Here is a 26,649-nt window from a genome sequence, read left to right on the forward strand (position 1 = left end):
TAAGTATGTCGACCACCCTATTTAACCTACAGCGTGAGCACTTGGCTCACCTGCAGCGAGCGTACTCGGATATATTGACCGACCATGGGTTTGATAGTCTGGCCATCTACAGTGGCCATGCGCTTCCCCACTTTGCTGACGACCAATCACCCACGTTCCAAACCTACGGCCACTTTATGCATTGGGTGGGACTAGCTGATGTTCAGCACAGCTGGCTGGTTATTCAGCCAGGCAAACGCCCACAGCTTTATCTCTACGCACCGGCTGACTTCTGGCACCTGCCCACACACTTGCCTGAAGAACCCTGGGTGGCCGAATTTGATGTACAGCTGAGCAGCCATAAAATCACCCCGCCGCTGCCAGGACGCGCTGCGATGATTGGTGATATTCAGCGGCTTACCACAGGTACACAGCAAGCAGTTGCAGCGGAGCACCAGCCAGGCGCATTGGTGAATGCGCTGGATGAACTTCGCATGTTCAAGACACCCTATGAGATTGCCTGCCTGCGCGAAGCAAACCGCCTTGCGATTGCCGGGCATCAGGCTGCCCAAGCAGCATTTATTGGCGCCTCAGGAGAGCTGGATATTCAGTTAGCCTACCTGGGCGCCAGTCGGCAGCGTGAATCCAATGTGCCTTACCAGAACATCATTGGCCTAAATGATCATGCCGGGGTGTTACATTATCAACACTATGATTTGCAAACGCCCAAGCAACGCCATAGCTTACTGGTGGATGCAGGGCGTCGCTTTCGGGGATACTGCGCGGATATTACCCGTACCTATGCAGGCCCGGATGCTCCGAGCGCCTTTAGTAGCCTGATTACGGCAATGCATGGTTTGAAAGATGAGTTGGTTCAGAGCGTATCACCAGGGGTTAAATTTATTGCCCTTCACGAGCAGATGCATCTCCGCCTGGGCGAAATTTTGATCGCTCATAATTTGTTCAAAGGAAGTAGTGATGAAGCGGTTAATACAGGTGTAACGCGAGCTTTTTGCCCCCACGGCCTCGGACATTCTCTGGGCCTTCAAGTACATGATGTGGCTGGCCTACGTCATCCTGATGCCTCCCCAGCCCCCGCACCTGAGTTACATCCCGCGCTGCGTTTAACCCGAACGCTCAAACCAGGCATGGTAGTGACCATTGAACCAGGCCTCTACTTTATTCCCATGTTATTAGCGCCGTTGCGGGAAATGTCACTGCCACTTAATTGGCCATTGATCGATGCATTGACCCCCTGCGGGGGAATTCGTATTGAGGACAATGTGGCAATTACCGAAAACGGATTTGACAACTTAACACCCTAAGACTGTGAATCCCCCACCATAGACTAAAACGCCCGGCACATGGCCGGGCGCTGAGACAGATATTACCGAAACCCATTAGAAACGGAACGTGACACCGCCACCAATAGTCATCGGTTCGATATCAACCTGTCCTACCGTAGCCCCCGTTGCATTGCTGTTAATATCAGCATCGACGTCGGCGTAGCTTACAAAACCGTTAAGCATCACGTTCTCAGTAACGGCCAGATCAACACCCGCTTGACCAATAATGCCGTAGCTGCTGTCAACGTTAACATCGGCAGAAGTATCTTCACCCGAGAAACGAGTGTAGTTCAGGCCGGCACCAACGTAAGGCTGTACGCGAGAGTCCAGTCCACCCAAGGGGTAGTAGTTGACCAGTAGGTTGATGGGTAGACGATCGACACTACCAATACCACCGGTGCCCGCGACAGTAAGGTCGTGCTCGAATTTTTCAGAGCTGTTCAATTCAATACCGACCTTATCGGTGAAGAGATAGCCAGCACCGAAGGTAAAGCCCCGCTCACTTCGTACATTCAAGTCCGCGCCATCGACATGACCATTACCTGAGCCAGTATTCGTTTGGGCGACACCACCCCGCACAAAGGCATCACCAGCTTCATAAGCGAGCGCCGCCTGACTAGCCATAACCGCGCCAGCAGAGATAACGGCAGCAGTGATTAATTTAATGTTGCTCATCAGGGTATCCTCTTACTGCTTGCTTTTGGTGCCGGAAAACCCGGCTTACCTATACAAGATATACCATGCGAACAGTGTTTCCAAATTTTATGTGAAATTTTGTTATAGGTTTTTGCTACTTGATGCATTGATTTGCCAAACGCCAGACATAAAAAAAGTCCCCCGAAGGGGACCCAGGTGGAGCACGCCAGCTCACTCGGTGTATCGCATAACGGCCATGGGCCTTTACAGCGATCTAGCAAAGAAGGGAAAGCATCTGCTTGTTTATACTGCTGATGACTCTATTCATTTGCTGCTTGCCTATATATAGCGAACTGCGTGCCAGATTCTAAAAAAAACATATAAAACAATATCATAAATAAAAATAAATAATTTCACTTCTGCCTATAACGCATCGCAGCAAATAAAGTGCACCAGCACTGCGCATTTTGCTCCTGAGATGCATCACAACGTATCAACTTACCTGGGTATCCGCTCACACTACTGACAAACCTGATTACGGCCACCGCGTTTCGCGCGATAAAGCGCTTCATCTGCCAATACTAATAGTCGGTCACGTGCATCCTCTGCCACATCAATGCTGCAAACCATCCCAGCCGAGAGAGTACACGCAAATTCCTGCCCTGCATGGTTGAAACGCAGCCGGGAAAAATATTCACGGATATCTTCGAGCCTTTTCCAGCCATTCTCTGCAGTACAGTGGGGCAGCACGACCAGAAACTCCTCCCCTCCATAACGGCCAATCATATCTATTTTACGCAACCGCTGCCTAAGTAGCGTAGCCACAGAGGCGATGACCACATCACCGACTGCATGGCCGTAGGTGTCGTTAACCCGTTTAAAATGGTCAAGATCCACCATGGCGACGGTGACCGGATAGTGATGGCGGTAAGCACGATTAATTTCATCAATGGCCGCACTTTTAATGCTGGCGTGTTTTAACAGCCCGGTAAGGCTATCTTTATTGAGCAGGGTGGATAACGTTCTTGAACGTGCAATACGCACCCGGACAGAAGCAACCAACTGGGCAGCGGAGATGGGTTTGGTCAGAAAATCGTCAGCACCATGGCTTAACGCATCTACCTGTTTAACCAAATCGGTTTCAGCAGAGAGAAACACAATTGGCAAACTGCTCCACTCATCGTACTGCCGTACCACAGAGGCCAGGTCCGGCCCCTTATAATTCGGCATATTGACATCCATAAGCAGCAATTCAGGCCTAAACGTCGACAGTTCTTCCATGATACGGCGTGGATTCTCCAGTACACGAACCTCCATACCAGAGGTTTCAAGCACCCGCCGATAGTAGTCAGCCAACTGCTGACCATCATCAACCACCAGAATACGAGCCGGAGGAGGATGACGCTCCTGTAACAGTTGCTCCAAACGATTAACCAACTGGGGAATATTCAATGGTTTTAAGAAATAGCCCTTGGCATTGTGCTGTGCCGCTTTTATTCGGGCATCAAAGGTATCCTGATCGCTGATAAACAGGCGCGGACATGTTAATGCCCGACAAGGCGCCAAGTGCCCAAACTCCAACATCGCATCCACAATGATAATGTCTGGGATTTCACTACTAGCCGCTGTACAAGCCTGCGTACAGGAAGTGAAGGATCGCACCTCGTAGCCAAAATTGGCTAGCTGCTCTGAAATTTGCCTGCCCAGTAGCGCATCTTCCTCGATTAACCATATTTTGGCGGCAGGCAGGGGGCCATCGCACTGATCCACACTGAGTGGCGCCTGAGTCCATTGCTGGGCAACCGTTAATGCAGCCTGCAGGGAGTATAGTTTAGTAAGCATCGTGGCTTGTGCCTGTGTATCTGGCCAACCACCACCTTCAAGTGAACGCCTTACAATAGATGCGAGATGGCGTGCCTCCTCGCCAACGCTAGTGAACCCAAAGGTATCCGCAGGCTCCGCCATCTTGCGAAGCCGCTGGTAAATATCGTTCCACACATCCGCCAATATTTCATCATCCATAAAAGGGCTGGATTGGAAGAGCTCTTCTATCGCATAACACAGTGACGCCAGCTCTTTTTGCAAAGACAGGCGGTACTCTTTTCTCCCTGATGCCAGATTTTGTTCCAAGGTATCTTCATGACTCATTATCACACACCTGCTCCCTCTACCATGGCGCCATACTCAATGATGTAACTACAGCCAATCATAAGCTGGGCGGAGCCACGGTGCTTTTACGATAGGTTAACGTGTATGCATGAATGTGACTATTGTCGTTAACAGTAATGCGCCTTACTGATCACAACTACTTACGTATTCTTAACAATATGCCTTCCCCCTGCGCCACCCCGACTGGCTGATAGCGTACCTGGATATCTCACAAAAGCTTATACACGTCATCGGGCATGGCTAATAAAAAATAGCCCTCCCGCTAATTGGCCTTGGCGTTTAGCCTCACGTACACTTGTTTGAATCCGTTTGAACACGCTTTTGACAAGCTGAGGCAACTTCCCCATGGCGTTTGAATCCACCTCTTCTTACATTGCAACCGATGCGCTCAAGCAGGCTGTGAACGCAGCTGTTTTACTTGAGCGCCCTCTGCTGATCAAAGGTGAGCCCGGCACCGGCAAAACCCTGCTGGCCGAAGAGCTGGCCGAATCACTTGGCACCCGGCTAATTACCTGGCATATCAAATCCAGCACCAAAGCGGCCCAGGGGCTCTATGAGTACGATGCGGTTAGCCGCCTCCGCGACTCACAACTGGGTGTGGAGGGTGTTGAAAATGTCGCCAACTACATCAAGCCGGGCAAACTGTGGGAGGCGTTTACCGCTAGTGAGCGCGTGGTACTGCTGATTGATGAAATCGATAAAGCGGATATTGAGTTCCCCAACGATCTGCTTCAGGAACTGGATCGCATGGAGTTCCATGTCTATGAGACTGGGGAAACCATTCGCGCTGAGCAACGGCCTATTATTGTCATCACTTCCAATAATGAAAAAGAGCTACCCGATGCCTTTCTACGCCGCTGCTTTTTCCACTACATCGAATTCCCTGACCGGGAAACAATGCAGGCAATTATTGATGTGCACTTTCCGGATATTGCGCCACGCCTAGTCAGTGAAGCCTTGGAAGTATTTTTTGAATTGCGCAGCTCCCCCGGCCTTAAGAAAAAACCCTCCACATCGGAACTGGTGGATTGGCTAATACTACTGATGTCCGACGAGCTTGCCCAGGAAGCGCTCTACCATCGAGACCCAGTAAAAGCCCTGCCCCCAATGGCTGGCGCGTTAGTCAAAAACGAGCAGGATACCCAATTGCTGGAACGTTTAGCCTTTATGCTCCGCCGCCAAAAAGGGACGGGGCGTTAGACCATGTTTATTGGCCTGTTTGAAACTCTGAAACGGGCAGGTGTCCCCGTTTCCCTGCGTGAACTGCTGGATCTACATGCTGCCGTGGAGCGGGGCGTGGTATTTGCCGATATGGAAGCATTCTATCAGGTGGCACGTACTGTGATGGTGAAAGACGAACGCTACTTTGACCGCTTCGACCAGGCCTTTGCCGCCTGGGTCACAGGGATTGAAGACATGGATGCTGCCATTGAAGCCTTGATACCAGAGGACTGGTTACGCCGTGAGTTTGAAAAACAACTCTCCGATGAAGAGAAAGCCCAGATCAAATCGTTAGGCGGCCTTGAGCAGTTGATCGACACCTTCAAAAAGCGTTTGCAAGAGCAGCAGAAACGCCACGCGGGGGGCAACAAATGGGTGGGGACAGGAGGCACCAGCCCATTTGGCGCCTACGGCTATAACCCGGAGGGCATTCGCATCGGGCAGGAGGGATCACGCCATCGTCGTGCGGTGAAGGTATGGGACGAACGGCGCTTTCGTGATTATGACGATAACCTGGAGCTTGGCACCCGTAATATCAAAATGGCGTTACGCCGCCTGCGCAAGTTTGCTCGCCAAGGCGCTGCCGAAGAGTTCGATGTCGGTAGCACCATTCGTGAAACTGCAAAAAATGCGGGGCTGCTCAATATTCAAATGCGCCCTGAGCGCCATAACGCTGTGAAAATATTGCTATTTCTGGATGTAGGTGGGTCAATGGATGACCACATTCGCATCTGCGAAGAGCTATTCTCCGCCGCCCGCTCGGAGTTTAAGCACCTGGAACACTACTACTTTCACAACTGCCTTTATGAAGGCGTATGGCGCAACAATGCACGGCGTGGCAGCGAACGTATACCGACGATGGAAGTGTTGCACACCTACGGAGCAGATTACCAAGTGGTGATCGTTGGCGATGCCGCCATGTCACCTTACGAGATCACCCACTCTGGTGGTAGCGTTGAACACTTCAATGATGAGCCCGGCGGTGTATGGCTTAAGAGGCTGGCTGAGGCGTTTCCCCACTTGGCATGGCTCAACCCCATGCCCCCTCGCTCCTGGGAGTACACATACTCAACCCAGTTGATTAAGGAAATCATCGCGGACCGCATGTACCCCATGACCATGGAAGGATTAGAAACCGCTATGCGCCAACTGGCCAAGTAGCTTACACGGAAATCGATAATCATCATTGAAAAGGCGGCCCGCATAGAATAGAAAAGCGGGCCGCCTTTTTTGGGTACGATTTAAACCACTAATTAAACCACTAACCGGTGCTTACACCATCCGCGACAACACATCCTGGCTGGGCGATCTTCTATGTACAAAAGCCATGATGATATGACCCGCAATGAGCGCCAGCAACGCCCAACCAAGCTCACCGTGCAGCAGCCCCCCCAGATTAACCATCCAGTCGACACGCTCGCCGCCCCCCGACATGAGATTAACACCGAAAACATCCAGCGCCCGCCCTGAACCATATTGGCGAATAAGGGCAATGCCGGGTACAGCCAACATCAGTGCATATAGTGCAATGTGGCCCAGTTTAGCCATGACCCCCACAGACTCAGGGCGGCGAGACGCACTAAACAGCGCCCATACCACACGCAGCAGAATCAAGGCCATTAATATGACACCCACCGTTCGATGCGTTCCCCAAAGGAAGGCCTCCAGAGCCGTATCTTCAAAAAACACTCTGAAAACCGCACCACTAAACTGCCATGCAAACAGTAGTGCCATTCCCCAGTGAAGTACACGGCTGACAATACCGTACTGCGTTTTGGTATCCATCATTGCTAATGCCATACACTTTCTCCTCATCATAATTGGTAAGCAATGACACTATTATATCGGGGCACATTAATAACATCATGACAACAGAGTGCAATTTAGTTGCCAAAAAAGGAACGCCGCGTTCCTGGTATACTAGAGAGACTCAGGAAAGTTATTCAGGCCTAATATAAACGCCTCTTTCGCTTCAGTGAATGCTTTGGGATCATGTTTAAAACGGCGGAGAATCAAGTTATCGTCTAGCACGACTGTTGGTGACAGCTCGTCGATACTCTTAGCAGGATGACGTGCAGCCAAGCCAATACGCCAGTTACCTGCTCCGTTAAACCAACGCTTAATGCCACACTGCTGGTAAAACGCTTCATCCTGGGCGTTATTGACTTCCAAACGCAACGGTGCTTTCAGGCTTAACTCGTGTATTAGACGCGCTTTGGCTCCCTCAATAAATTCGCAAGCGTGAGTTACGGTCATCCCCTGCCCAGCTTCATCCAACACCAGCAACGCTAACGCCAGGGGCTTGCCATTACCATCCACACCCGCCAACAGACGTGCGGCCTCTTGTCCAAACAAAACGTTTTGGGTGCCGGTAAACACCACCAGCGGCGTTAACCCCGCCTGCTGCCCATATACTTCGGCACATAATTTTGCCAAACACGCGTCGCGCGGGGCACTCTGACTAATATGCACTACCTTCATTACGCTCTCTCGTTGCGCCAAAACTGGCGAGCCTTAAACGCTCGCCAGCGTAGAGCATAGTTCGTGATGACACCAGTCTAACCGGTCGATTTCGCACTAACCCGTGCAGTGTTTTGCTGGGCCATCTGTGCTCAAACCTGTCAAAGCAGAAAATCAGTCCGACTCCAGCCAACCAATACATACCACACGCCAGATTCCTGCTCGACGTTCTGGCGAACAGCTGTCCGGTTAGTTAACAATGAACAACACTGATTAATTAGAGTCTAAACTAATAATAAATTCTATTGCCAAGGAACGCACATGACTCAGTTTATCAACGACCCGACTCTTCCCAAGCCTAGCTTCCCAGGAAGCCATATGGTCGTCGACGGTCACTATGCGTTTATTTCAGGCCTGACCGTTGCGGATCTTTCCAATGGTGATTCCGTGCGTGGTGATATATGCGAAGAGACACGTTGGATTATGCGCGAGCTTGAGCGGATGTTGGAGCAGGAAGGCAGTAGTCTTGCCGATGTGGTTCGGGTGGATATACACCTGACCAATCTGCAGGATATTAATAAAGTAGACAGTGTATATGCAGAGTTTTTCGAGCATGGCCGCTATCCCGCCCGAACCTGCACAGAATCACCCAACCTGTGTGGTGGCAGTAATATTGAGATTACGCTAATGGCTAAGTGCCAGCGTTCTTAAAGCACATCGCTCATCGCTCATCGCTCAGGTAGAGTCTAATACTCCTATCACAGATAACGTAGGCGTGGAGTGCGAATACAGGCGTGTGATGACAACGCTTTATATCGCTTTTTAAAGTAGCTTCATAACCGCATCAATATCCATATGTGCTTCTAATGTATCTGCCAGGCGATCGATTTCGCGTTCGCGGTGGGCGCGATAATCAACCGTGGCCGCTTCTGTTAATCCTAGCCGGGTTAGCAGCGAGTGGCAGGCATCAGGGTGGTCAAACAGCCCATGCAGGTAGGTACCCATCACGCGGCCATCGCCACTGACTGCGCCATCCTGGTGAGAACCTAAATTAAATAGTGGTTGGCTTAGGGCAGCGCCCTCACTAACGCCGTTATGAATTTCATAGCCGATAACCTGGGTTCCATCTGGAACCATTACACCGCTAACATTACGCAACTGTTTGCCAGAGACCATACGAGTGGTGAGCGGCAACAACCCAAGCCCCGCTATTTTGCCGGGTTTACCTTCAAGCCCCTCCGGGTCATCCACCCACTCCCCCAGCATTTGAAAACCACCGCAAATACCCAATACCTTTCCGCCATAACGTAAATGGCGGTTAATGCCCTCTTCCCAGCCCTGGCGTTTCAACCAAGCCAAGTCACTGGCGGTGCTCTTACTGCCGGGCAGAATAATCACATCCGCCGGAGGGATGGGACTGCCAGGGCCAATAAAGGTGAGCGTTACCTGCGGATGCAGGCGCAGTGGGTCGAAATCTGTATGATTACTGATGCGGGGCAGTGCCGGAACCACCACTTTAAGGGTCTGTGCTTCTTTTTGGGCGTGGGTTAAGCCAATGCTGTCTTCGGCATCCAGCAGTAACCCCTGCAGATACGGAAGCGTCCCCAGCACTGGCTTGGCAGTACGCGCTTCCAGCCACTCAAGTCCTGGGTTCAGCAGCGCAATATCGCCACGAAAGCGATTAATGATGAATCCTTTCGTACGCGCCTGTTCGCTTTCACTTAACAGCGCCAGCGTACCTACCAACTGAGCAAACACACCGCCGCGGTCAATATCCCCCACCAGCAGTACCGGGCAGTCAACAGCTTCGGCAAAGCCCATATTGGCGATATCGCCTTTGCGCAGATTAATCTCAGCGGGGCTGCCTGCGCCTTCCGCAATCATCACATCGAAGCGGCTTTCCAGTGCCTGCCACGCTGCCATTACGCTCTCTTTGGCGGTACGCTTAAAAGCATGATAATCCAGGGCATCCATATGGCCATGGACCTTGCCACGCAAGATGACTTGGGCACCACGGTCAGTTTCAGGCTTTAACAACACGGGATTCATATCGCTATGGGGAACAACGCCAGCCGCCTGAGCCTGTAACGCCGTCGAGCGACCGATCTCACCACCATCGCTGGTGACCGCGCTATTCAGCGCCATATTCTGTGGTTTGAACGGGGCCACCGCTATACCACGGCGTTTCAATACACGGCAAAGCCCTGCCACCACGGTGCTTTTACCCGCATCCGAGGTGGTGCCTTGAATCATCAATGTGGCCATCTGTGGTTGCTCTGCTAAAAAAGCTGAACTTTATCGGGCACTGGCGGGGTGTGCAACACAGGCCCCTTGCCCCATGAGTGTTCCTCCTGGGCGCACCGGTATAGAAAATATTCGTCCAGCGTGCTGGCTGGTCAGTCTTTGGGCATTAGCATTAGCCCAGCGCCTTGTACCTTACTGTCATGTAAGTCACGTCAAAAATACACATTAGTGCCACTCCTCTGTCATATCACGGGCCTAGGCTGATATCTGTCGAATGAGATCGATCTCATTACAACAGGATAGGCAGGCATATGGCAGATTTACTTAGCGTAGCCAAGCTGGCAGGTGTGTCACGAGCAACGGCAGCAAGAGCATTTTCAAACCCTGAACTTGTTCGCGCCCTGACCCGGGAAAAGGTGCTGAAAGCAGCTGAACAGCTCTCCTTTAGACCGAACAAAGTCGCTCAACAGCTGCGTTCACAGTCTACACAGATGATTGGCGTCATGGTGCCCAGCCTGGATAACCCAGTGTTTGCCGAGCAGCTGCAAGCCATGGAAGTGACCGCTAGAGCTTCGGGCTACTCCCTTATTGTTACCACCAGTGAGTACGATGCCAGTCAGGAAAGTGAGATTGTTGAGGAAATGCTTCGGCAGCGTGTTGACGGACTGGTACTCACTGTTGCTGATGCAGATAACAGTGCGGTGCTTAACAAGCTCCTATATGAACACCCCCCCTGCCTGCTGGTATATAACCCACCTGGACAAAGTGGCTTTCCCTCCATCGGCGTAGACAATCTCGCAGCAGGTGCTGATGCAACACATCACCTGATTGAGCAGGGACACACGCGGATCAGTATGGTGGCAGGCCCTCTTCTTCAGTCAGACCGTGCTCGTCAGCGTTATGCCGGCTATTGCCAGGCCATGGCAGCCCATGACCTGATTCCTCGTCCTTTAGTGGAAATGCCGCGCCACACCCAAGCCAACCTGGCCTGCCTGACCCCCGAACTGGAGGGGGAATACCATCCAAGTGCCGTAATCTGCACCAACGACTTGCTTGCTATCAGCCTGATCGGTGAGCTTCAGCGGGCAGGCTTCGCAGTTCCCAACGACTTATCCGTTATGGGGTTTGATGGCATTGCCTTAGGTCGTCATCTCTACCCCTCCCTTTGCACCATTGAACAGCCCCGTGCCGCTATTGGGCAGGCGGCCATTCATACCCTGCTTTCCATGATCAATGGGGAAATGCCAAACCCGGCCCCCCTGCCACACGTTTTGCGTAGTGGTGAAAGTGTCGGCGCTCCAGCCATCACTCCGTCCCTGTCCATCACACCATAGAGGAAACGAGCATGAAACGTCAGCGCCTATATCACGCACTGTTGGCAACCACCCTTGTAGGTTTATCAAGCAGTGCCATGGCACAAGGTAGCGCGAATGCCATTTGCTACAACTGTCCGCCAGAGTGGGCAGACTGGGGTACTCAACTGCGCCTTATCGAACAACAAACCGGCATTCGCGTACCTCAAGACAACAAGAACTCAGGGCAGTCGCTGGCACAGTTGGTCGCAGAAGCGAGCAGTCCGGTTGCAGATGTCGTGTATTACGGAGTGACATTTGGTATTCAGGCCCAGGAAGAAGGAGTCATCACCCCCTACCAGCCGCAATACTGGGAGGAGATACCAGATGGCCTAAAAGATCCCGAAGGGAACTGGTTTGCCATTCACTCCGGCACCCTTGGCTTTATGGTCAACGTTGATGCCTTGGATGGTGCCCCTGTACCCACTTCCTGGGAAGATCTGCTGAAACCAGAGTACCGAGGCATGGTGGGATACCTCGACCCGGCCAGCGCATTCGTTGGTTATGTCAGCGCGGTCGCGGTAAACCTTGCGATGGGCGGTGATCTCGAAGACTTCACACCGGCGATCGACTACTTCAACCGGCTCGCTGCCAATGATCCCATTGTGCCCAAGCAAACCAGCTACGCCCGCCTCCTCTCTGGTGAAATTCCGATCCTACTGGATTATGACTTTAATGCGTACCGAGCACGCCATAGCGATGGTGCCAACGTTGAATTCGCTATCCCCGAAGAGGGTAGCGTGGTTGTGCCCTACGTCATGAGTTTGGTCAAGGATGGCCCCAATCCCGAAAATGGCCGCCAAGTGCTTGACTTTGTTTTATCCGACCAGGGGCAGGCGGTGTGGGCCGACGCCTATCTGCGGCCCGTACGCGAAAGCGCCATTTCAGCCGAAGCGCGCAGCGTCTTTCTACCTGAAAGCGATTACGCCCGTGCCGTCACCGTGGACTACGACACCATGGCCAGTGCTCAACGACGTTTTTCAGAGCGGTACCTGTCGGAGGTACGTTAACCATGCCAGTGTTATCCAGGCAGCCCTTAGGGGCTGCCGTTTCACGACTAAGCCATAAAGCTAACCCGTTAGCGCCAGCGCGGAGACAGCAACACATAGCCGCCTTAGCGCTAGCACCCACACTAGCCATCTTTTTTGCTTTCTGGCTACTACCTTTCTCCCGTCTGATTTTGCTTGGGGCCGAAGCAGATCGCAGCAGTGGAATCAGTGCATACCTCACAATCCTTACCCACCGCCAGTATCTGATCAGCCTGGCGACCACCGTCAGCCTTTCAGTGGCTGTTTCAGTGACGGCTGTCGTTATCGCAGGCATCACCGGCTTTTTTCTGGCCCGACACCGTTTTCCTGGCAAAGCGGTATTGATCTCCATTTTAACCTTCCCACTTGCCTTTCCTGGGGTCGTCGTTGGGTTTCTGGTAATCATGCTGGGAGGGCGTCAAGGTGCACTGGCACAATTAAGTCTCACACTATTCGGCGAACGCTGGATGTTTGCCTATTCACTGGTCGGACTGTTTATCGGCTATCTCTACTTTTCCATCCCCCGCGTGATCACCACAGTAATGGCCGCATGTGACAATCTGGACAGAAGTATTGAAGAGGCGGCCCGCTCTCTGGGCGCCAATACATGGCAGGTAACCAAGGATGTGATCGTACCGGGTATTGCACCCGCCCTCCTGTCTACCGGAGCCATCTGCTTCGCCACCAGCATGGGGGCATTTGGTACCGCTTTTACCCTGGGCACGCGTCTTAGCATTCTGCCCCTCAATATCTACGGCGAATTCACCAATTACGCCAACTTCACCATGGCAGCCGCGCTATCTGTGGTATTGGGGGTGATTACCTGGATTGCCTTAAGCCTGGCGCGTAAGTTAGCGGGCGGCGACCTGGGAGCAGCCACATGAGCCATCGACTCCGATTTGCCTTGCAACTGGGCTTCACTCTATTGGTGTGCCTGTTCATGATCACCCCTGTAGTCATGTCCGTATTGGCCGGATTGACCAATAACTATTTTATTGGTCTGGAAAGCGGCTTAACCCTGCGATGGGTAAAGGAAGTGTGGCAGCTCTACGCTGAAACCATCTGGCTCTCAATCAAACTGGCACTTGCCTGCCTGGCCATTACCACATTGATCGGCGTACCTGCCGCTTATGGATTACTGCGCAGCCGCCGCCGTTGGGCAAATGCCATTGAAGAGCTGCTATTGCTACCGGTGGCCGTACCAGGCCTCGCCACCGCTCTGGCCTTACTACTTGCCTACGGCAGTTACCGAGATTTCCGGGGGAGTTGGTTATTCATTCTTGTGGGGCATGTGCTGTTCACGCTTCCTTTTATGGTTCGTGCTGTGCTTTCCGTTATGCAAACCGCCCGCCTGCCCCAACTGGAAGAGGCAGCCGCAAGCCTGGGTGCCAATTTCCGTCAGCGTTTCTTTGCCGTGGTAGTGCCCAACTGCATCAATGGAATTCTGGCAGGTGCGCTGATGGTCGTCACCCTGTCTATTGGCGAATTCAATATTACCTGGATGCTGCATACCCCGATGACCAAAACCCTGCCGGTGGGGCTCGCCGACAGCTACGCCTCCATGCGGCTCGAAATTGGCTCAGCCTATACATTGATCTTCCTGCTGATGGTTGTACCGCTACTTGTCGCCATCCAATGGGCAGGGCGACTCACCGGGCCAGCCCGCTGAGCTACCAAAGCCCCCCGACACCTTCTTACCCGTCAATTTTTTAACGCGCCAATGACGAGATTTCCATGAATTCAGTCAGCATTACACTTACCCAGTGCAGCCGAACATTTACCAAGGGCAATACAGCACTCCATCCTCTCGACCTGCATATCCATGCAGGCGAAACCCTCGTCTTACTGGGCCCTTCCGGCTGCGGTAAAACCACCACGTTACGCATCATCAGCGGCCTTGAAACCCCAGACTATGGCGGGCGCGTTCTGTTTGGTGACCGGGACGTAACGGCTCTACCCATAGAGCAACGCAATGTTGGCATGGTCTTTCAAAACTATGCCCTGTTTCCCAACATGAGTGTTGCCGAAAATATCGCTTACGGCCTCAAGCTACAGCGCCTGCCGCGTACCGAGATTGAACAACGGCTTATCGATGTGATGCGCATGGTTGACCTGGAGGGGTTGGGCGGCCGACGTATCGAAGCACTGTCAGGAGGACAGAAACAGCGCGTAGCCCTGGCCCGAGCCATCGCGGTGCGCCCCAAAGTGCTGCTTTTCGATGAACCGCTGGCCGCTCTGGATGCCAAACTACGCCACCGGCTGCGGCTGGAAATTGGTCAATTGCTGCGCGAGTTGGGCATTACTGCTGTTTACGTCACCCACGACCAGGATGAAGCCATGGCATTGGGAGACCGTGTTGCGGTTATGCAGGCTGGGCGCATCGTACAATTAGGCACACCCAAGGAGATTTATCACCAGCCTGCCAACGTCTTCGTCGCAGACTTTATCGGTGCAGTCAATTGTCTGGAAGTGACCGGACCTGGCACATCGGGGCGATTTGCGGTCCACGGAGGCGAACTGGATGCTCCCCATCTAAAGGGTATGAGCCATATTTACTGCCGCCCAGAAGATGTTCTAGTAGTAGCGTTGCCCCACGCCCAAGTGCAAGGTTCCGTCATACAGAGCACTTTTCTTGGCCAGACCCAACAACTGATGGTCGACACCGGCGGAAAGACACCTCTGCAAGTGGTGGTGCCATCGCGCCAGTACTGGCCAGCGGGCTCCATCATCGGCTTATCGCTGCCGTCGAATATGCTTTTTCATCCCGAGCGTTCAGCGACCGTCAGTTATCAGGAGCAGACACATGGCTGAGCAATGCCTGATCGCACACATCAGCGACCCCCACATTAAAGCCGATGGCCGACTCTCCTATCGGCGCGTCGATACAGCAAATGCTCTGCGTCAAGCAGTCAGCACGCTTAATCAATTATCACCACAGCCGGACCTGGTGCTGATCAGCGGTGATCTGGTTGACTTCGGCCAGCCCCAGGAATACGTGACATTCAAACGTTTACTGGAGGATCTGCGCCTCCCTGTCTATCTGATACCGGGCAATCATGACAATCGCGACCATTTGCGAGCCTCTTTTCCCGAACACCGCTATCTCTTCCAGCACGCCGAGGTGGTGCAATGGGTAGTGGATGACTTTCCGGTGCGTATTATTGGGCTGGATTCATCAGTACCTGGCGCCCCTCATGGTGAGCTAAGCCAAGCAAGCCTGGACTGGTTGGATGCCACCCTGGTAACCAGGCCTGATCTGCCCACCTTGGTCATGCTGCATCATCACCCGTTTGTCAGTGGCATTGACCATATGGATCGACAGCCTTTAAGGGAAGCCCACCGCCTGGCCGAGGTGCTGACCAGACATTCCCAGGTCGAGCGGGTTATTTGTGGACACCTTCACCGAACCATACAGGCCTGCGTTGGGGGCACCCTGGCCATCAGTTGCCCCGGCCTTTCCCATCAGGTCAGCCTGGACCTAACCCCCAACGGTCCTTCCAGCTTTCAGCTTGAGCCCCCCGGTTACCTCCTGCACCAGTGGTCATCAATTAACGGCATGGTGACTCACCAGGGGTTTATCAAACACTACCCAGGCCCCTTTCCGTTCTTTGACACCAATGGGTTAATTGATTAAGGCAGCAGGTGGCCGTCATGAAGCCGTCAGGCACTCGGCTTCAATCTGCGCCACCTCCCAGGCTTGCACCATCCGCTTCTTATCAACTCCCCAACGGTAGCCACCTAACGCGCCGCTTTGCTGAATGACCCGATGGCAGGGAATCCATAATGCAATCGGGTTAGCGCCCACAGCGTTACCCACCGCACGAGAAGATTTCGGGGTTCCCAACACCTGGGCGATATGGGAGTAGCTGGCTAGCTGACCCTCTGGGATTGTCAATAAGGCTCGCCACACAGCCACCTGGAAATTGGTGCCGGTGACATGCAGCGATAAGGTGGTGGGTTTTGATCTTGCCAGAGGCCTTTCAAACAGTGCATCCACCGCAAAGCGGGTTGCCTCCGACTGATGACGCAGCGTGCTTCGCGGCCACTCCTTTGCCAGTAGTGCCAGGATTTCCTGCTCATCAGTCGCTGCGATAAACCCCATCCGGCAAATGCCCCTGGGCGTAACCGCCACTAGCAGATCACCGAAAGGCGTAGAGTGAACGCCATAGGCAATATCAACACCCTCCCCCTGGCGTTGATACTCCCCTGGAGTGACGGCTTCAAGCTGCACAAAGTGGTCGTAAAGCCGTGAACCACTACTCAACCCAAGGGCATCGGTGGTGTCCGTCAGTGTCTGAGAGGAGGCTATCAGCTGTTTGCCCCGCTCAATGGTTAACGCCTGTAAGAAACGCTTGGGGCTAACCCCGGCGTAACGGCAAAACAATCGCTGAAAATGGTATGCGCTTAAATGCACCTGCGCCGCCACCGCTTCCAAACGTGGCTGGCTAGAGGCATTGGCCACCATGTAGGCCATCGCTTTTTCGATACGGGCGTAATCATTCATACATCAGTTCTCATGGCTACTCAGGGCAATGAATAGCTTCAGCTTAACCAGCCAACACTATCTGGCCTACCCGAATCTTGCGCAACAACGCAGCATCTCAATTTTGTTCAATACACTTTTTACACGTCATTCCATACTGCCGACTCTGTTCAGGAGGATGATAATGAGCGTTTCTCTGCTGTTACCGATGTCTGCATTTGCACTGGCCGCGTCTATTTCCCCGGGCCCAGTCAACATTGTCTGCCTGAGTAGTGGCACCCACTACCCTATCGCGAAAGGGCTTATCTTTGTGACTGGTGCGACATTGGGGTTTCTGGCACTTTTCCTGGCAATCGGGGCGGGGCTTTATTCACTGCTACTGGTAATCCCGATACTGGAAGACGCATTACGCTGGGCAGGTATACTGTTCCTACTCTATTTAAGTTATCAACTCTTTCGCCATGACGGTTCTATTCATGGCCCGAGCGCCAGTAAACCGCCAGGGTTTATGACGGGTGCCATGATGCAGTGGTTAAACCCTAAAGCGTGGCTGGCGTCTGCCGCTGGCATTGGCGCTTACACCAGCGGCAATGAGCCCCACCTGCTATGGTTATTTGCCGCTCTCTACTTGCCTATTTGTTGGTTGTCACTGGCCAGTTGGGTATACGCAGGTGTATTTCTCAAACGTTATATTCACCGCCCACTCATCCTGCTTAGCATTAACCGCACGTTGGCTGTTTGCCTATCTGCAAGCGCGCTGTTTCTGTTATTTGAGTAGTGGGTAACGGTACTGGTTCGGTGTCGCCGCCACCAGCCGCTTAAACGTTCTTTGAAAATGAGGCTGATCATTAAAACCTGCGTTTAAGGCTGCCTCAACGATAGAGTGTCCTTGTTTCAGTGCCATCTGCCCCTGTAGGATTCTTTGATTAATTAGATAGGCATGGGGTGTTAACCCAAAATGCTGTTTGAAGGCACGAATAAGGTGGCCAGCGCTATATCCAGTTTGCAGGCAAAGGCTTTGAAGCGAAATATCGGCAGCGCAATTCGCACGTAAATAAGTAGCAACTTGCTCTAATAGGTCTGGTGTATGAGGGCGCTCCGTAGAGGTCTCGTTAGCTAGCCACTCCATAACACGGGATAGATACTTAATAAGCGCCTGTTGCTTGTTCGTGATCTCTTGCTGTTTATCCAACAAACAGGTTGCCAAGTCACAATACTGGGCAAAAAGGCCCGGCTGAGTCATAACGGCGGTAGCGATATCCTGCCAATCAGGCGTATCCAGCAGCCCGAGCCGATAGCGTAACGCGCTTATCCACTGGGCATCGATATAGAGCATCATATAAGCCCAGGGCTGCTTCTCAATGGGATTACATGCATGCACCCAATAAGGGTTCATCATAACCAAATCACCAGCACGGACCTGGTAAGCAGTATCGCGATAGAAAAACGTGCTGCGCCCTGCGGTTACTGTCCCAAACGACCACTGCATATGGCTATGGGGCGCATAGCTCACGTGCCGAGCATCACTAATTTTGCGTAGCTCCACGTAAGGCATACGCGCATCACGCCAAAAAATAGGTTTAGTGAAAGCAGTCATGACACTAGAACACTCTTAAATAAGATGAGCATACAAACATTTTAATTGAAAGATCACTCTTCAGGTTTGTCGGTGTCTGGTGTGGGCGGTATATGTCCAGCTTTCATATCTCTGAAAGCTTCCATAATGTCGATTGGTAGCGGAAAAACAATGGTCGAAGCATTCTTATTGCTCATATCACTCATAGTTTGCAGATAACGCAGCTGCAGTGCGGCAGAGTTTTCCTGCATCACATTCGCTGCTTCAACCAGCTTTCTCGAAGCCTGAAGCTCACCCTCTGCGTGAATAACCTTGGCACGGCGTTCACGTTCAGCTTCCGCTTGACGCGCGATGGCCCGGATCATGCTCTCGTCTAAATCAACGTGCTTAATTTCAACATTCGCGACCTTGATTCCCCATGCCTCGGTCTGGGTATCGATAATTTCTTGAATGTCATCATTAAGCTTGTCTCGCTCGGAAAGCATTTCATCCAGGTCATGCTTACCTAACACTGAACGCAAGGTGGTTTGCGCCAGCTGGCTGGTTGCTTGTGTAAAGTTCTCCACCTGAATAATCGCCTTTTCAGGGTCTACCACACGGAAGTAAAGTACCGCATTCACTTTAACCGTCACGTTATCCTGAGAAATCACATCTTGTTCCGGCACATCCATAGTGATGACTCGTAAATCCACCACTTCCATCTTCTGAATCCCAGGAATCACGATCACAAGCCCCGGCCCTTTCACCATCTGAAACCGTCCAAGGAAAAACACTACCCCACGCTTATACTCAGGCAAAATGCGAATAGAGGCAGCGAATAGCATCACTACCAACACGACAGGGACAAAATATGACAGCATCATGGCACACCTCTAGCAGTTGGTTTTTCGTTACTCGGGGAGCACATGCACAGTTAACCCATCAAGTCGCACTACCTTTAAGGCATCACCCCGCTTAACAGGCACATCACACACCGCGTTCCAGCGCTCACCATGCAGGCGAACATGGCCCTGGGTGTGGAAGTCTTCTAATGCAATTGCCTCTGCACCAATCAGCTGTTCTGCACCACTATGTATGGGGCGCCTGCGCAGCGCTGAAAAGCGTGTCAATGTCCACAACATTAAGCAGCCTGACACCAACGCCACTCCGCCAATGAGTGGTAGCGATATAGCCAGGTATTCTGCGTCCATTAGCATCACCGAACCAAGTACAAAGGCGACAATGCCACCCCCTCCTAATATGCCAAAACTAGGTAGTAGTGCTTCTCCCACCATTAACGCTAGCCCTACCAACACGAGTGCCAGTCCCGCATAATTGATGGGCAATACCTGGAAGGCAAAAAGCGCCAGTAGCAGACAAATGACTCCAATAGTGCCAGGGAACAGACTCCCAGGACTGGAAAGTTCGAAAATTATCCCGTAAACGCCAATAATCATTAAGAAATAGGCAATATTGGGGTTGGTAATCAGCGATAGCAGTTGGGTTCGCCAATCAGGCTCGAAGCGTTCAATAGTAAGATCTGCTGTTGCAAGCATGTACTCACCGCGCTCCATCACAACCGCCATGCCGTCTATTTGCACCAGCAGATCATTAATGTCGCGCGCCACTACATTGATCACGTTTTGCTCCAATGCACGGCTAGCAGTGAGATTTACGGCATCTCGAACCGCCTCTTCAGCCCAATCAGCGTTACGGCCGTGGCGCTCAGCCAAGCTGCGAATAAAACTCACCGCATCTTCCATCACTTTACGTTCCATGGCACTGCCTTCACGGCCCGGCCTATCGGTAGCTTCCTCGCTCTCTTCAGCATCTCTGTTCGTCAGTCCGCCTCCTCCCATTTGGATGGGCGTTGCAGAGCCCAAATGTGTCGAAGGTGCCATGGCAGCCACATGGCTGCCGTATAGCAGGTAGGTGCCTGCGCTTGCCGCCCTTGCTCCACTGGGCGACACATATATAACCACGGGTATATCGGCATTCAGCATGGTTTGAACCATGTCACGCGTCGTATCTACCAACCCACCCGGCGTATTTAGTTCAACAATAACCAGCTCACTATCCTGGTCACGAGCATGACGCAACCCTCGTTCAAAATAATCCTTAGTTGCTGGGCCAATGGCGCCCTCAACGCTTAGTACTACCACGTTTCCAGCACTACTCTGCGCCAACGCTTGCCAAGTGAACGAAAGAGCGGCCATGAAGACACCAACAATGAATATCCAAAGCCAACAGTATTTGTGGGCAAGAGCTTTCATAACGACTCCCCGCGCTTTGCGCCTTCATGTCACTGTCTAGCTCACTTTGGCAAACATCGCCACGCCCCCTATTCCACTCTTGTTAATAGAGACCATCATAGCGCCATCTTGTTTCACAACTCTTATATTTTGTACAAAGAATGGACAACTGGCTATCGCCGTACCCTTTTAGCAAAGCAATACCCCTGCCTGTCTAACTCTTTATAAATTTGCATATACTACTGCACGTAGTAGCCGCTGACGCGCCACGTACCTGCTTCAAAGTGGGGAGTGATGGTTTCGATGGCGCGCGCCTTATTTTCAAAGCGAGTATGAAAAGTGAACACAATATAATCACCATCTGGCGCGCCCGGCATGGATCGCTGGCGGTTGACGCTTACTCGCTGCCGCGACTGTACCGGGCCGAGTTCCTGGCGTGCCAATGCAATGGTACGCCTTAGCATGGATGGCGAAAGCGGCCGTTGTAGAAGTGGTGATGAGGCTTCCCAGGCTTGCTCATATTCACCGTTATCAATTGCTTCCAGCCACGCCAGCGCCGCCGCTTCCGCAGCCTGAACCGAGGCCTTAACGTGAGTGGAAAACATCAGCAGGGTGACGGCAAGCAGAAGAATAAGTGGTTTGGGCATGGCAGGCTCTTATGGCAGTCAGGAGTAATCGTACATCTTAAGTAACTATCGGAAGATAGGTAAATTTCTTTAGCGGGTACTTAACCGCCCGGCACAGTACCTGCTTCTCAAATCCCACCGGCTCGTTTACTATGCGCCACCCACTAATTTCAGCTCCCACCGCTAGGCTACTATGTCCGTCAACGCACTCTATACCGACCTTTCCGGCTACTACGATTTGATGTGCGTAGACATTAACTACCAAGCTCAAAGTAACGCCATCCACCGACTGCATCAGATCTTCGGCAACGGGGGTACCACCCATCTGGATTTAGCCTGTGGCACCGGCCCCCATGTGCGCCACTTTATTGATTTTGGCTACACAAGCAGCGGACTGGACATCAACCAACCAATGCTGGATATCGCCGCTAACCGCTGCCCGGAAGCGCACTTCTCACTGCAGGACATGAGTACCTTCGAGGTCAGCGAACCGCTGGATTTAATCACCTGTTTTCTGTACTCCATCCACTATAACGATAGTATTGCAAAACTGAGCGCCTGCATTGCCAGCGCTCATAAAGCTTTGAAAGCATGTGGCGTTTTCTACTTTAATGTAGTGGATAAACAGAGGATCAATAACGACCTATTCGTCAAGCATACCGCCAGGCAGGCTGAGGACACCTTTACATTCCGCTCAGGGTGGCACTACAGCGGCCAGGGTGAGAAGCAGTCACTCAGGTTGAGCATTGAGAAAGCCAATGCAAATACCACCCAGGTATGGAACGACGAACACTCCATGGTGGCGGTCAGTTTTGGTGAACTCACCGCCCTGCTGGAGCCTTACTTCGAGGTGCACGTGTTTGAGCACAACTACGAGACCATTACCCCCTGGGATAACGTCTCAGGCAACGCGATTTTCGTGTGTGTGAAGCGCTAGCGGCTACATTAAAGAGCACTAGCTGTCAGTGCCGGGGCGCAGCTGGCGCTGAATACCAAGCAAGAAATTACGCAGCATTTGATCCTTACACTCACGATAATTCTTATGGCTTGGCTTACGGAAAAAGGCACTGAGTTCATGAGGGCTTAATGGTAAGCCAACCAGCTCAAACACCTCTAAAATATCCTCAGCTTTTAAATTCAGTGCAATGCGCAACTTTTGGAACACCATATTGTTGTTCAGCTGCGCTTCTGGAGCGGGCTGCGGTCCTTCACGCTTGCCACGTTTAAAGCTGATAAACCCATTCAAAAATGCCGCCAACTCTTTGTTCTTCATCGTGACAAAAGCATCATCTTCGTCCTTTTTCAACCAGGCAGTTACCTGCTCCTGGGTCACGCTGACCTCTGCCAGGGCGAAGATATCCACGATAATGCTGTCTTTTAAATCAAAGGTGTAACGAATGCGGCGAAAAATATCATTATTGGTCAAAATAGGGTTCCTAGCCGTTGGTTAGCGTTGCAAGCTGCTCATCGATTTCTGCTTTCAGATCATCATCTTCAATGTTCTGGGCGCTGGCTTGAGCATGCTGCAAGCTTTTGATCGCATCATCAGTTCGGCCCAGCTCCACTTGCAGCGTCGCCATGGAGACACCAATGGAGGCCATATGGTCTTTCGAACTTTTCGCAATGGCCTTATCGAGTGCCTTTTGGTAAATCGGCAGCGTGTCTTCCAGTTCTTCGGTAAAGTCCGCCAGGGTTTCCCACTGCTCCGGATGGTCTTTATCAGTGTTTTCGTGTTCGGTACAAATCGCCTGTAGCTGGGCATACAGGGCTTCAAATGTTTCTCGATCATCTTTGGCAGCGGCCTTCATCAGCTTTTCGGCCAGTTCGTAAACTGCCTTATATATTTTGGTGTTAATCATGAACAACTTACCTTCTCTAATAAAAAACAGGACAAGTATAAAACTGGTGAAAAATAAACATTCGTGACTTTGCCACCCCAGGTTGATAGCGCCATTATACCCTTTGGGGACGCAGGTACGGGGGATCATTTTGGTAGTGCTGGTGGGAACGTATGGTGGCACTTGCTAGCTCTACCAAGCAGCGCTCAACGCCGGGATGTATGGAGGGAAGCCTATTCGCACTTAATATAACGCACGGGTTAAGTCACTTTCTGAGCTAGAACGGAGTAAGTATGCCAGTGTTTTTCCCTACCCAATAACGTGGCGCCATCTGCCTCGTGCTCATAGATATCGAGAACGCGATAATCTTGCTCAAAAAGCGCTGTAAGCTGGGTATGAGTATGCACGGACAAATCACCCCACCCCATCCTGGCCCAGGAGTCATTTGGTCCCATAAAATGACCACAAAAAATTCCACCACTGAGCAGCGACTGCGTTACCTTTGCCCATACTGCCGGGAACAAATCTGGATGGCAAAAAAACAGGCTAGAGCATGCTGTGATTAAGGCTGCATCAGGGTAGTCATATTGTTCAAAGCTACTTACCTGAGGAAGCAGCGATACCTTAAGGTGCTGCTTTGCCAACGCCCTCAAACGAGCAATGGCTTCGTCATTGTTATCAAATGCATGCACTGTGAAGCCTTGCTCAATTAAAAACATAGCATCACGCCCAGCACCACAGCCTACATCCACTGCCGTGCGGGGTAGCGAATCATCTAACCATTCAAGGGCCATGTTAAGATGAGGGTATACCTCAACGTTCATGGATCGATCGTAATAGGTTTGGTTATGCATGGTTAAAACTTGCGCACCTGGAAAGGAATGCCAACCCCTTCCTCACAATACTGCTTTAAGCTCAGCAGAAAAATCGCCCAATTATAATTACAGAAGCGATAAAAATCAGTCACTTCCCGCCAGCCCGTATGCCGAAGCACTACAGATGTCTTGCCACCTTCTTCTTCAATATCAAAGCTTATTTTTGTCCCGACCCACTCCGGGTCTGAGTCGACACAGTGCCAGACCATTTTTCTGTTTGGAATCAAGTCTTCAATTTCCATTTTCGTTGGCTTCTCATCACCGAACGAAAATTCATTGAGCGCACCTAACTGCGCCGTAAAAACAAGCTCTTGTGTCCATATCTCAGACAGCCCATTAGCAGTCGTCAACACCTCATAGACTTTTGATGCGGATGCGTTCACATACTGGATATGTTCAATATTTGCCATAAATATGCCCGCTTTTTGTTCTCGGCTAACGCCAAACTCACCGGAAAACCAGGAGCGTAGCGAGTAAATTTTCCATAGCAACCGCCTTACTATATGAGTGTAAGCAACTACAGGCTTTGCTTGGCCCTGTTTATAGCAGATTCCACCGCCAACAACGCTTGAGGACTATTCTTCCAGCATGTAGTCCTAAGCATCGCAGCAACCCCGTCTCGACGACCGCTACGTAGTGTCTGCCCCAGGGTGAAGGCGATATCTGGGCCTGGAGAAAGATTTAGAAGAACCGCCGCAGATAGAAACGTCATCCAATGGACTATTGAGTAGTCAAACATACTGACGCTCCATCGTATCTAGTGGGTAGCCTAAGTTCTTAAGCCACATAACGAAGACTGTAGAATAAGGTACGAGCCTTTCAAATTGTGCATTTATCCCTCTAGACAGTAATGGGTATTAGATCGCGCACTCTGATATTGAATGATCGTGCCTGTGCGTTCAATAATGTTCTGCTGCATAACAGCATTCAGATTGAAGCATCACGTAACAGGGATCATCACTACTTTGCGGTAGGCGGGCCGTTCTTCGAGTTGCTCTGTCCAGCGTTGCAGATGCGTGCGGGATTGCCAGGTTAAGCCACTATTGAGCAGGTTGTACACAAAGGGCGCGATGGCGATATCACCCAGGCCAAAAGCGTCACCAGAAAACCAGCGCTGATTTGCCAGCGCGTTATCCATAATGGCGAATAGCGCCTCACACTCTTTCTCCGCTGCTTCAATGGCGGTGTTATCGCGTTTTTCTATCGGTGTTCTTACATAGCCCATTAATATTTTGCGATGGCTGGGTGTCAGCGTGCTGTTGGCCCACTCCATCCACTTTTCCATCTGAGCACGCCTGGCAGGCTCTGCAATCCAAAGTTTGCTCTCACCATATTGGGCAGCCAGATAGCGGATAATGGCGTTGGATTCCCACAGCACGCTATTGGTGGCGTCGTCTTTGAGTAGAGGCACCAACCCGGTGGGATTCATCGCCAGATATTCCGGGGTATTGTTGACGCCGTGCTGCAAGCCAGCCTGGATCTGTTCAAAGGGCAGTTCCAGCTCTTCCAGCACCCACAGCACTTTTTTGACGTTAGTGGAGTTGTTGCGGCCCCAAAGCGTAATCATGGCAATCCTTTTTGTTTGAGCATGGAGAGGCAGTCAAGTTGCCTCTCACGGATTTGGATGGCATGCCAAGCCAGATTTATGCACCCTCTTTATCCTGATAGAACTGCATAAGGCTTGAGAAATCGAGTTTACCATTGCCTTTGGCTTTATGAAGGGTGAACAGTGCACGGGCCGCAGAGCCCATGGGCACTGCGGAAGCACTCTGTTGGCTGACATCCATGGCAAGGCCAAGGTCTTTAATCATCAAATCGACCTGGAAACCACCTTGATAGCTTTTGGAGGCGGGAGCATTTTCCATGACGCCTGGGTAAGGGTTATAAACGTTCAGTGCCCAGTTACCACCGGAACTTTGTTTCATAATTTCCGATAGTACTGCCGGGTCCAGGCCGTTTTTAACCCCCATATTAATTGCTTCACAGGTGCCCGCCATCAGGATGGATAGCAACATATTGTTGCACACCTTAGCTACCTGCCCTGCACCATGATTTCCTGCATGGAAGATATTCTTACCCATCACTTCCAATACCGGTTTGGCCTGCTCAAATTGTGCGTCACTGCCGCCTACAATAAAGGTCAGTGTGCCCGCCTGCGCGCCACCAACTCCACCAGAAACAGGGGCATCCACAAAGCCTACACCTTTTTCGGCACCTGAAGCGGCCACGCTTCGAGCGGTATCTGCATCGATAGTTGAGCAGTCGATTACCAGTGCGCTCTGCTTGATCACATCAAACAACGGCGCTTCGCCATCTACATATAACCCGCGCACATGCTTGCCAGCAGGCAGCATTGAAATAATAAAGTCGGCATCAGCTGCCGCTGCCTGGGCGGAAGCTGCTACTTCGCAGCCGTGTGATTTGGCGGCCTCCAATGCCTGGGAGGAGAGATCAAAGGCACGAACATTAAAGCCAGCTTTCGACAGGTTGGCCGCCATTGGGCCACCCATATTGCCTAGACCAATAAACGCAACGGTAGTCATCTTTGTTTATCCTTATTATGTCGTACATCGTTAAAAAGCAGG

General features: G+C 51.7%; 28 protein-coding genes. 12 read left to right on the top strand and 16 right to left on the bottom strand.

What is annotated here, in order from left to right:
• Nucleotides 1-5: 5 nt before the first annotated feature.
• Nucleotides 6-1,304 (top strand): Xaa-Pro dipeptidase, encoded by a 1,299-nt coding sequence (gene pepQ, locus HP566_RS01030; protein ID WP_249975396.1) that lies wholly within the window; start codon nt 6-8, stop codon nt 1,302-1,304.
• A 75-nt stretch (nt 1,305-1,379) separates the two neighbouring features.
• On the opposite strand, the gene HP566_RS01035 is transcribed toward pepQ, so the two are convergent.
• Together HP566_RS01035 and HP566_RS01040 are read right to left on the bottom strand one after the other, a co-directional pair.
• Nucleotides 1,380-2,000, bottom strand: coding sequence for an OmpW/AlkL family protein (locus tag HP566_RS01035; RefSeq protein WP_249975397.1), 621 nt, complete (start codon nt 1,998-2,000; stop codon nt 1,380-1,382).
• 480 nt (nt 2,001-2,480) lie between these two features.
• The gene (locus tag HP566_RS01040; protein WP_249975398.1) at nt 2,481-4,109 is read right to left on the bottom strand and encodes a diguanylate cyclase; all 1,629 of its coding nucleotides are present in this window, start codon (nt 4,107-4,109) and stop codon (nt 2,481-2,483) included.
• A gap of 366 nt (nt 4,110-4,475) precedes the next feature.
• Here HP566_RS01040 and HP566_RS01045 point away from each other — a divergent pair, with 366 nt between their 5' ends.
• Nucleotides 4,476-5,330 carry an AAA family ATPase gene (locus HP566_RS01045; RefSeq protein ID WP_249975399.1) on the top strand — a complete coding sequence of 285 codons (855 nt, stop codon included), beginning with the start codon at nt 4,476-4,478 and terminating at the stop codon, nt 5,328-5,330.
• 3 nt (nt 5,331-5,333) lie between these two features.
• Nucleotides 5,334-6,512, top strand: coding sequence for a vWA domain-containing protein (locus tag HP566_RS01050; protein ID WP_249975400.1), 1,179 nt, complete (start codon nt 5,334-5,336; stop codon nt 6,510-6,512).
• Nucleotides 6,513-6,623: 111 nt separating this feature from the next.
• Here HP566_RS01050 and HP566_RS01055 read toward each other — a convergent pair whose 3' ends face one another.
• Together HP566_RS01055 and HP566_RS01060 are read right to left on the bottom strand one after the other, a co-directional pair.
• Nucleotides 6,624-7,151 carry a cytochrome b gene (locus HP566_RS01055; protein ID WP_249975401.1) on the bottom strand — a complete coding sequence of 176 codons (528 nt, stop codon included), beginning with the start codon at nt 7,149-7,151 and terminating at the stop codon, nt 6,624-6,626.
• Nucleotides 7,152-7,271: 120 nt separating this feature from the next.
• Nucleotides 7,272-7,832 carry a hypothetical protein gene (locus HP566_RS01060; protein WP_249975402.1) on the bottom strand — a complete coding sequence of 187 codons (561 nt, stop codon included), beginning with the start codon at nt 7,830-7,832 and terminating at the stop codon, nt 7,272-7,274.
• Between the two features lie 300 nt (nt 7,833-8,132).
• On the opposite strand from HP566_RS01060, the gene HP566_RS01065 reads away from it, so the two are divergent.
• Nucleotides 8,133-8,522: a RidA family protein gene (locus tag HP566_RS01065; protein WP_249975403.1), complete on the top strand. Its 390-nt coding sequence runs from the start codon at nt 8,133-8,135 to the stop codon at nt 8,520-8,522.
• A gap of 111 nt (nt 8,523-8,633) precedes the next feature.
• On the opposite strand, the gene HP566_RS01070 is transcribed toward HP566_RS01065, so the two are convergent.
• Nucleotides 8,634-10,076, bottom strand: coding sequence for a cobyric acid synthase (locus HP566_RS01070; protein WP_249975404.1), 1,443 nt, complete (start codon nt 10,074-10,076; stop codon nt 8,634-8,636).
• 290 nt (nt 10,077-10,366) lie between these two features.
• Between HP566_RS01070 and HP566_RS01075 the strand changes: the two genes are divergently transcribed.
• The 6 genes from HP566_RS01075 (at nt 10,367) to HP566_RS01100 (ending at nt 16,069) form a co-directional block, all read left to right on the top strand.
• Entirely contained in the window at nt 10,367-11,389 is a 1,023-nt protein-coding gene (locus tag HP566_RS01075) for a LacI family DNA-binding transcriptional regulator (RefSeq protein WP_249975405.1), read from the top strand.
• Nucleotides 11,390-11,400: 11 nt separating this feature from the next.
• Complete coding sequence (locus tag HP566_RS01080; RefSeq protein ID WP_249975406.1) at nt 11,401-12,417, top strand: ABC transporter substrate-binding protein; 1,017 nt, start codon at nt 11,401-11,403, stop codon at nt 12,415-12,417.
• A 2-nt stretch (nt 12,418-12,419) separates the two neighbouring features.
• Complete coding sequence (locus tag HP566_RS01085) at nt 12,420-13,319, top strand: ABC transporter permease (protein WP_249975407.1); 900 nt, start codon at nt 12,420-12,422, stop codon at nt 13,317-13,319.
• Complete coding sequence (locus tag HP566_RS01090) at nt 13,316-14,104, top strand: ABC transporter permease (protein WP_249975408.1); 789 nt, start codon at nt 13,316-13,318, stop codon at nt 14,102-14,104. Before HP566_RS01085 ends, HP566_RS01090 begins: the two co-directional genes overlap by 4 nt.
• A gap of 65 nt (nt 14,105-14,169) precedes the next feature.
• Nucleotides 14,170-15,246 carry an ABC transporter ATP-binding protein gene (locus tag HP566_RS01095; protein ID WP_249975409.1) on the top strand — a complete coding sequence of 359 codons (1,077 nt, stop codon included), beginning with the start codon at nt 14,170-14,172 and terminating at the stop codon, nt 15,244-15,246.
• Nucleotides 15,239-16,069, top strand: coding sequence for a phosphodiesterase (locus tag HP566_RS01100; protein ID WP_249975410.1), 831 nt, complete (start codon nt 15,239-15,241; stop codon nt 16,067-16,069). The genes HP566_RS01095 and HP566_RS01100 overlap by 8 nt, the downstream gene beginning before the upstream one ends.
• 15 nt (nt 16,070-16,084) lie before the next feature.
• Here the strand turns inward: HP566_RS01100 and HP566_RS01105 are convergent, their stop codons facing one another.
• The gene (locus tag HP566_RS01105; RefSeq protein ID WP_249975411.1) at nt 16,085-16,939 is read right to left on the bottom strand and encodes a bifunctional transcriptional activator/DNA repair enzyme AdaA; all 855 of its coding nucleotides are present in this window, start codon (nt 16,937-16,939) and stop codon (nt 16,085-16,087) included.
• Between the two features lie 163 nt (nt 16,940-17,102).
• On the opposite strand from HP566_RS01105, the gene HP566_RS01110 reads away from it, so the two are divergent.
• The gene (locus tag HP566_RS01110) at nt 17,103-17,696 is read left to right on the top strand and encodes a LysE family translocator (RefSeq protein WP_249975412.1); all 594 of its coding nucleotides are present in this window, start codon (nt 17,103-17,105) and stop codon (nt 17,694-17,696) included.
• Here the strand turns inward: HP566_RS01110 and HP566_RS01115 are convergent.
• The 4 genes from HP566_RS01115 to HP566_RS01130 all read right to left on the bottom strand — a co-directional run bounded on the left by HP566_RS01115 (nt 17,685) and on the right by HP566_RS01130 (nt 21,372).
• Nucleotides 17,685-18,515 (bottom strand): AraC family transcriptional regulator, encoded by an 831-nt coding sequence (locus tag HP566_RS01115; protein WP_249975413.1) that lies wholly within the window; start codon nt 18,513-18,515, stop codon nt 17,685-17,687. The two genes, HP566_RS01110 and HP566_RS01115, sit on opposite strands and share 12 nt — an antisense overlap.
• Before the next feature lie 53 nt (nt 18,516-18,568).
• Entirely contained in the window at nt 18,569-19,357 is a 789-nt protein-coding gene (locus HP566_RS01120) for a slipin family protein (protein ID WP_249975414.1), read from the bottom strand.
• Nucleotides 19,358-19,384: 27 nt separating this feature from the next.
• A complete protein-coding gene (locus HP566_RS01125; RefSeq protein ID WP_249975415.1) occupies nt 19,385-20,746 on the bottom strand; it encodes an NfeD family protein in 1,362 nt (453 codons plus the stop codon).
• 218 nt (nt 20,747-20,964) lie between these two features.
• Nucleotides 20,965-21,372 carry a DUF4019 domain-containing protein gene (locus HP566_RS01130; RefSeq protein ID WP_249975416.1) on the bottom strand — a complete coding sequence of 136 codons (408 nt, stop codon included), beginning with the start codon at nt 21,370-21,372 and terminating at the stop codon, nt 20,965-20,967.
• Between the two features lie 172 nt (nt 21,373-21,544).
• Between HP566_RS01130 and HP566_RS01135 the strand changes: the two genes are divergently transcribed.
• Entirely contained in the window at nt 21,545-22,288 is a 744-nt protein-coding gene (locus tag HP566_RS01135; protein ID WP_249975417.1) for a class I SAM-dependent DNA methyltransferase, read from the top strand.
• 18 nt (nt 22,289-22,306) lie between these two features.
• On the opposite strand, the gene HP566_RS01140 is transcribed toward HP566_RS01135, so the two are convergent.
• The 6 genes from HP566_RS01140 to mmsB form a co-directional block, all read right to left on the bottom strand.
• Nucleotides 22,307-22,777 carry a DUF1456 family protein gene (locus HP566_RS01140; protein ID WP_249975418.1) on the bottom strand — a complete coding sequence of 157 codons (471 nt, stop codon included), beginning with the start codon at nt 22,775-22,777 and terminating at the stop codon, nt 22,307-22,309.
• A gap of 10 nt (nt 22,778-22,787) precedes the next feature.
• Entirely contained in the window at nt 22,788-23,210 is a 423-nt protein-coding gene (locus HP566_RS01145; RefSeq protein ID WP_249975419.1) for a tetratricopeptide repeat protein, read from the bottom strand.
• Between the two features lie 239 nt (nt 23,211-23,449).
• Nucleotides 23,450-24,043: a class I SAM-dependent methyltransferase gene (locus HP566_RS01150; RefSeq protein ID WP_340163059.1), complete on the bottom strand. Its 594-nt coding sequence runs from the start codon at nt 24,041-24,043 to the stop codon at nt 23,450-23,452.
• Nucleotides 24,044-24,045: 2 nt separating this feature from the next.
• On the bottom strand, nt 24,046-24,474 hold the full coding sequence (locus HP566_RS01155; RefSeq protein ID WP_249975421.1) for an SRPBCC family protein: 429 nt from the start codon (nt 24,472-24,474) through the stop codon (nt 24,046-24,048).
• Between the two features lie 530 nt (nt 24,475-25,004).
• Nucleotides 25,005-25,631: a glutathione S-transferase family protein gene (locus tag HP566_RS01160; protein ID WP_249975422.1), complete on the bottom strand. Its 627-nt coding sequence runs from the start codon at nt 25,629-25,631 to the stop codon at nt 25,005-25,007.
• A 76-nt stretch (nt 25,632-25,707) separates the two neighbouring features.
• Nucleotides 25,708-26,607, bottom strand: a complete 900-nt coding sequence (mmsB, locus tag HP566_RS01165) for a 3-hydroxyisobutyrate dehydrogenase (RefSeq protein WP_249975423.1) — start codon at nt 26,605-26,607, stop codon at nt 25,708-25,710.
• Nucleotides 26,608-26,649: the final 42 nt, after the last annotated feature.

Origin of the sequence: Vreelandella olivaria, assembly GCF_023507745.1 — a bacterium.
GTDB lineage: Bacteria > Pseudomonadota > Gammaproteobacteria > Pseudomonadales > Halomonadaceae > Vreelandella > Vreelandella olivaria_A.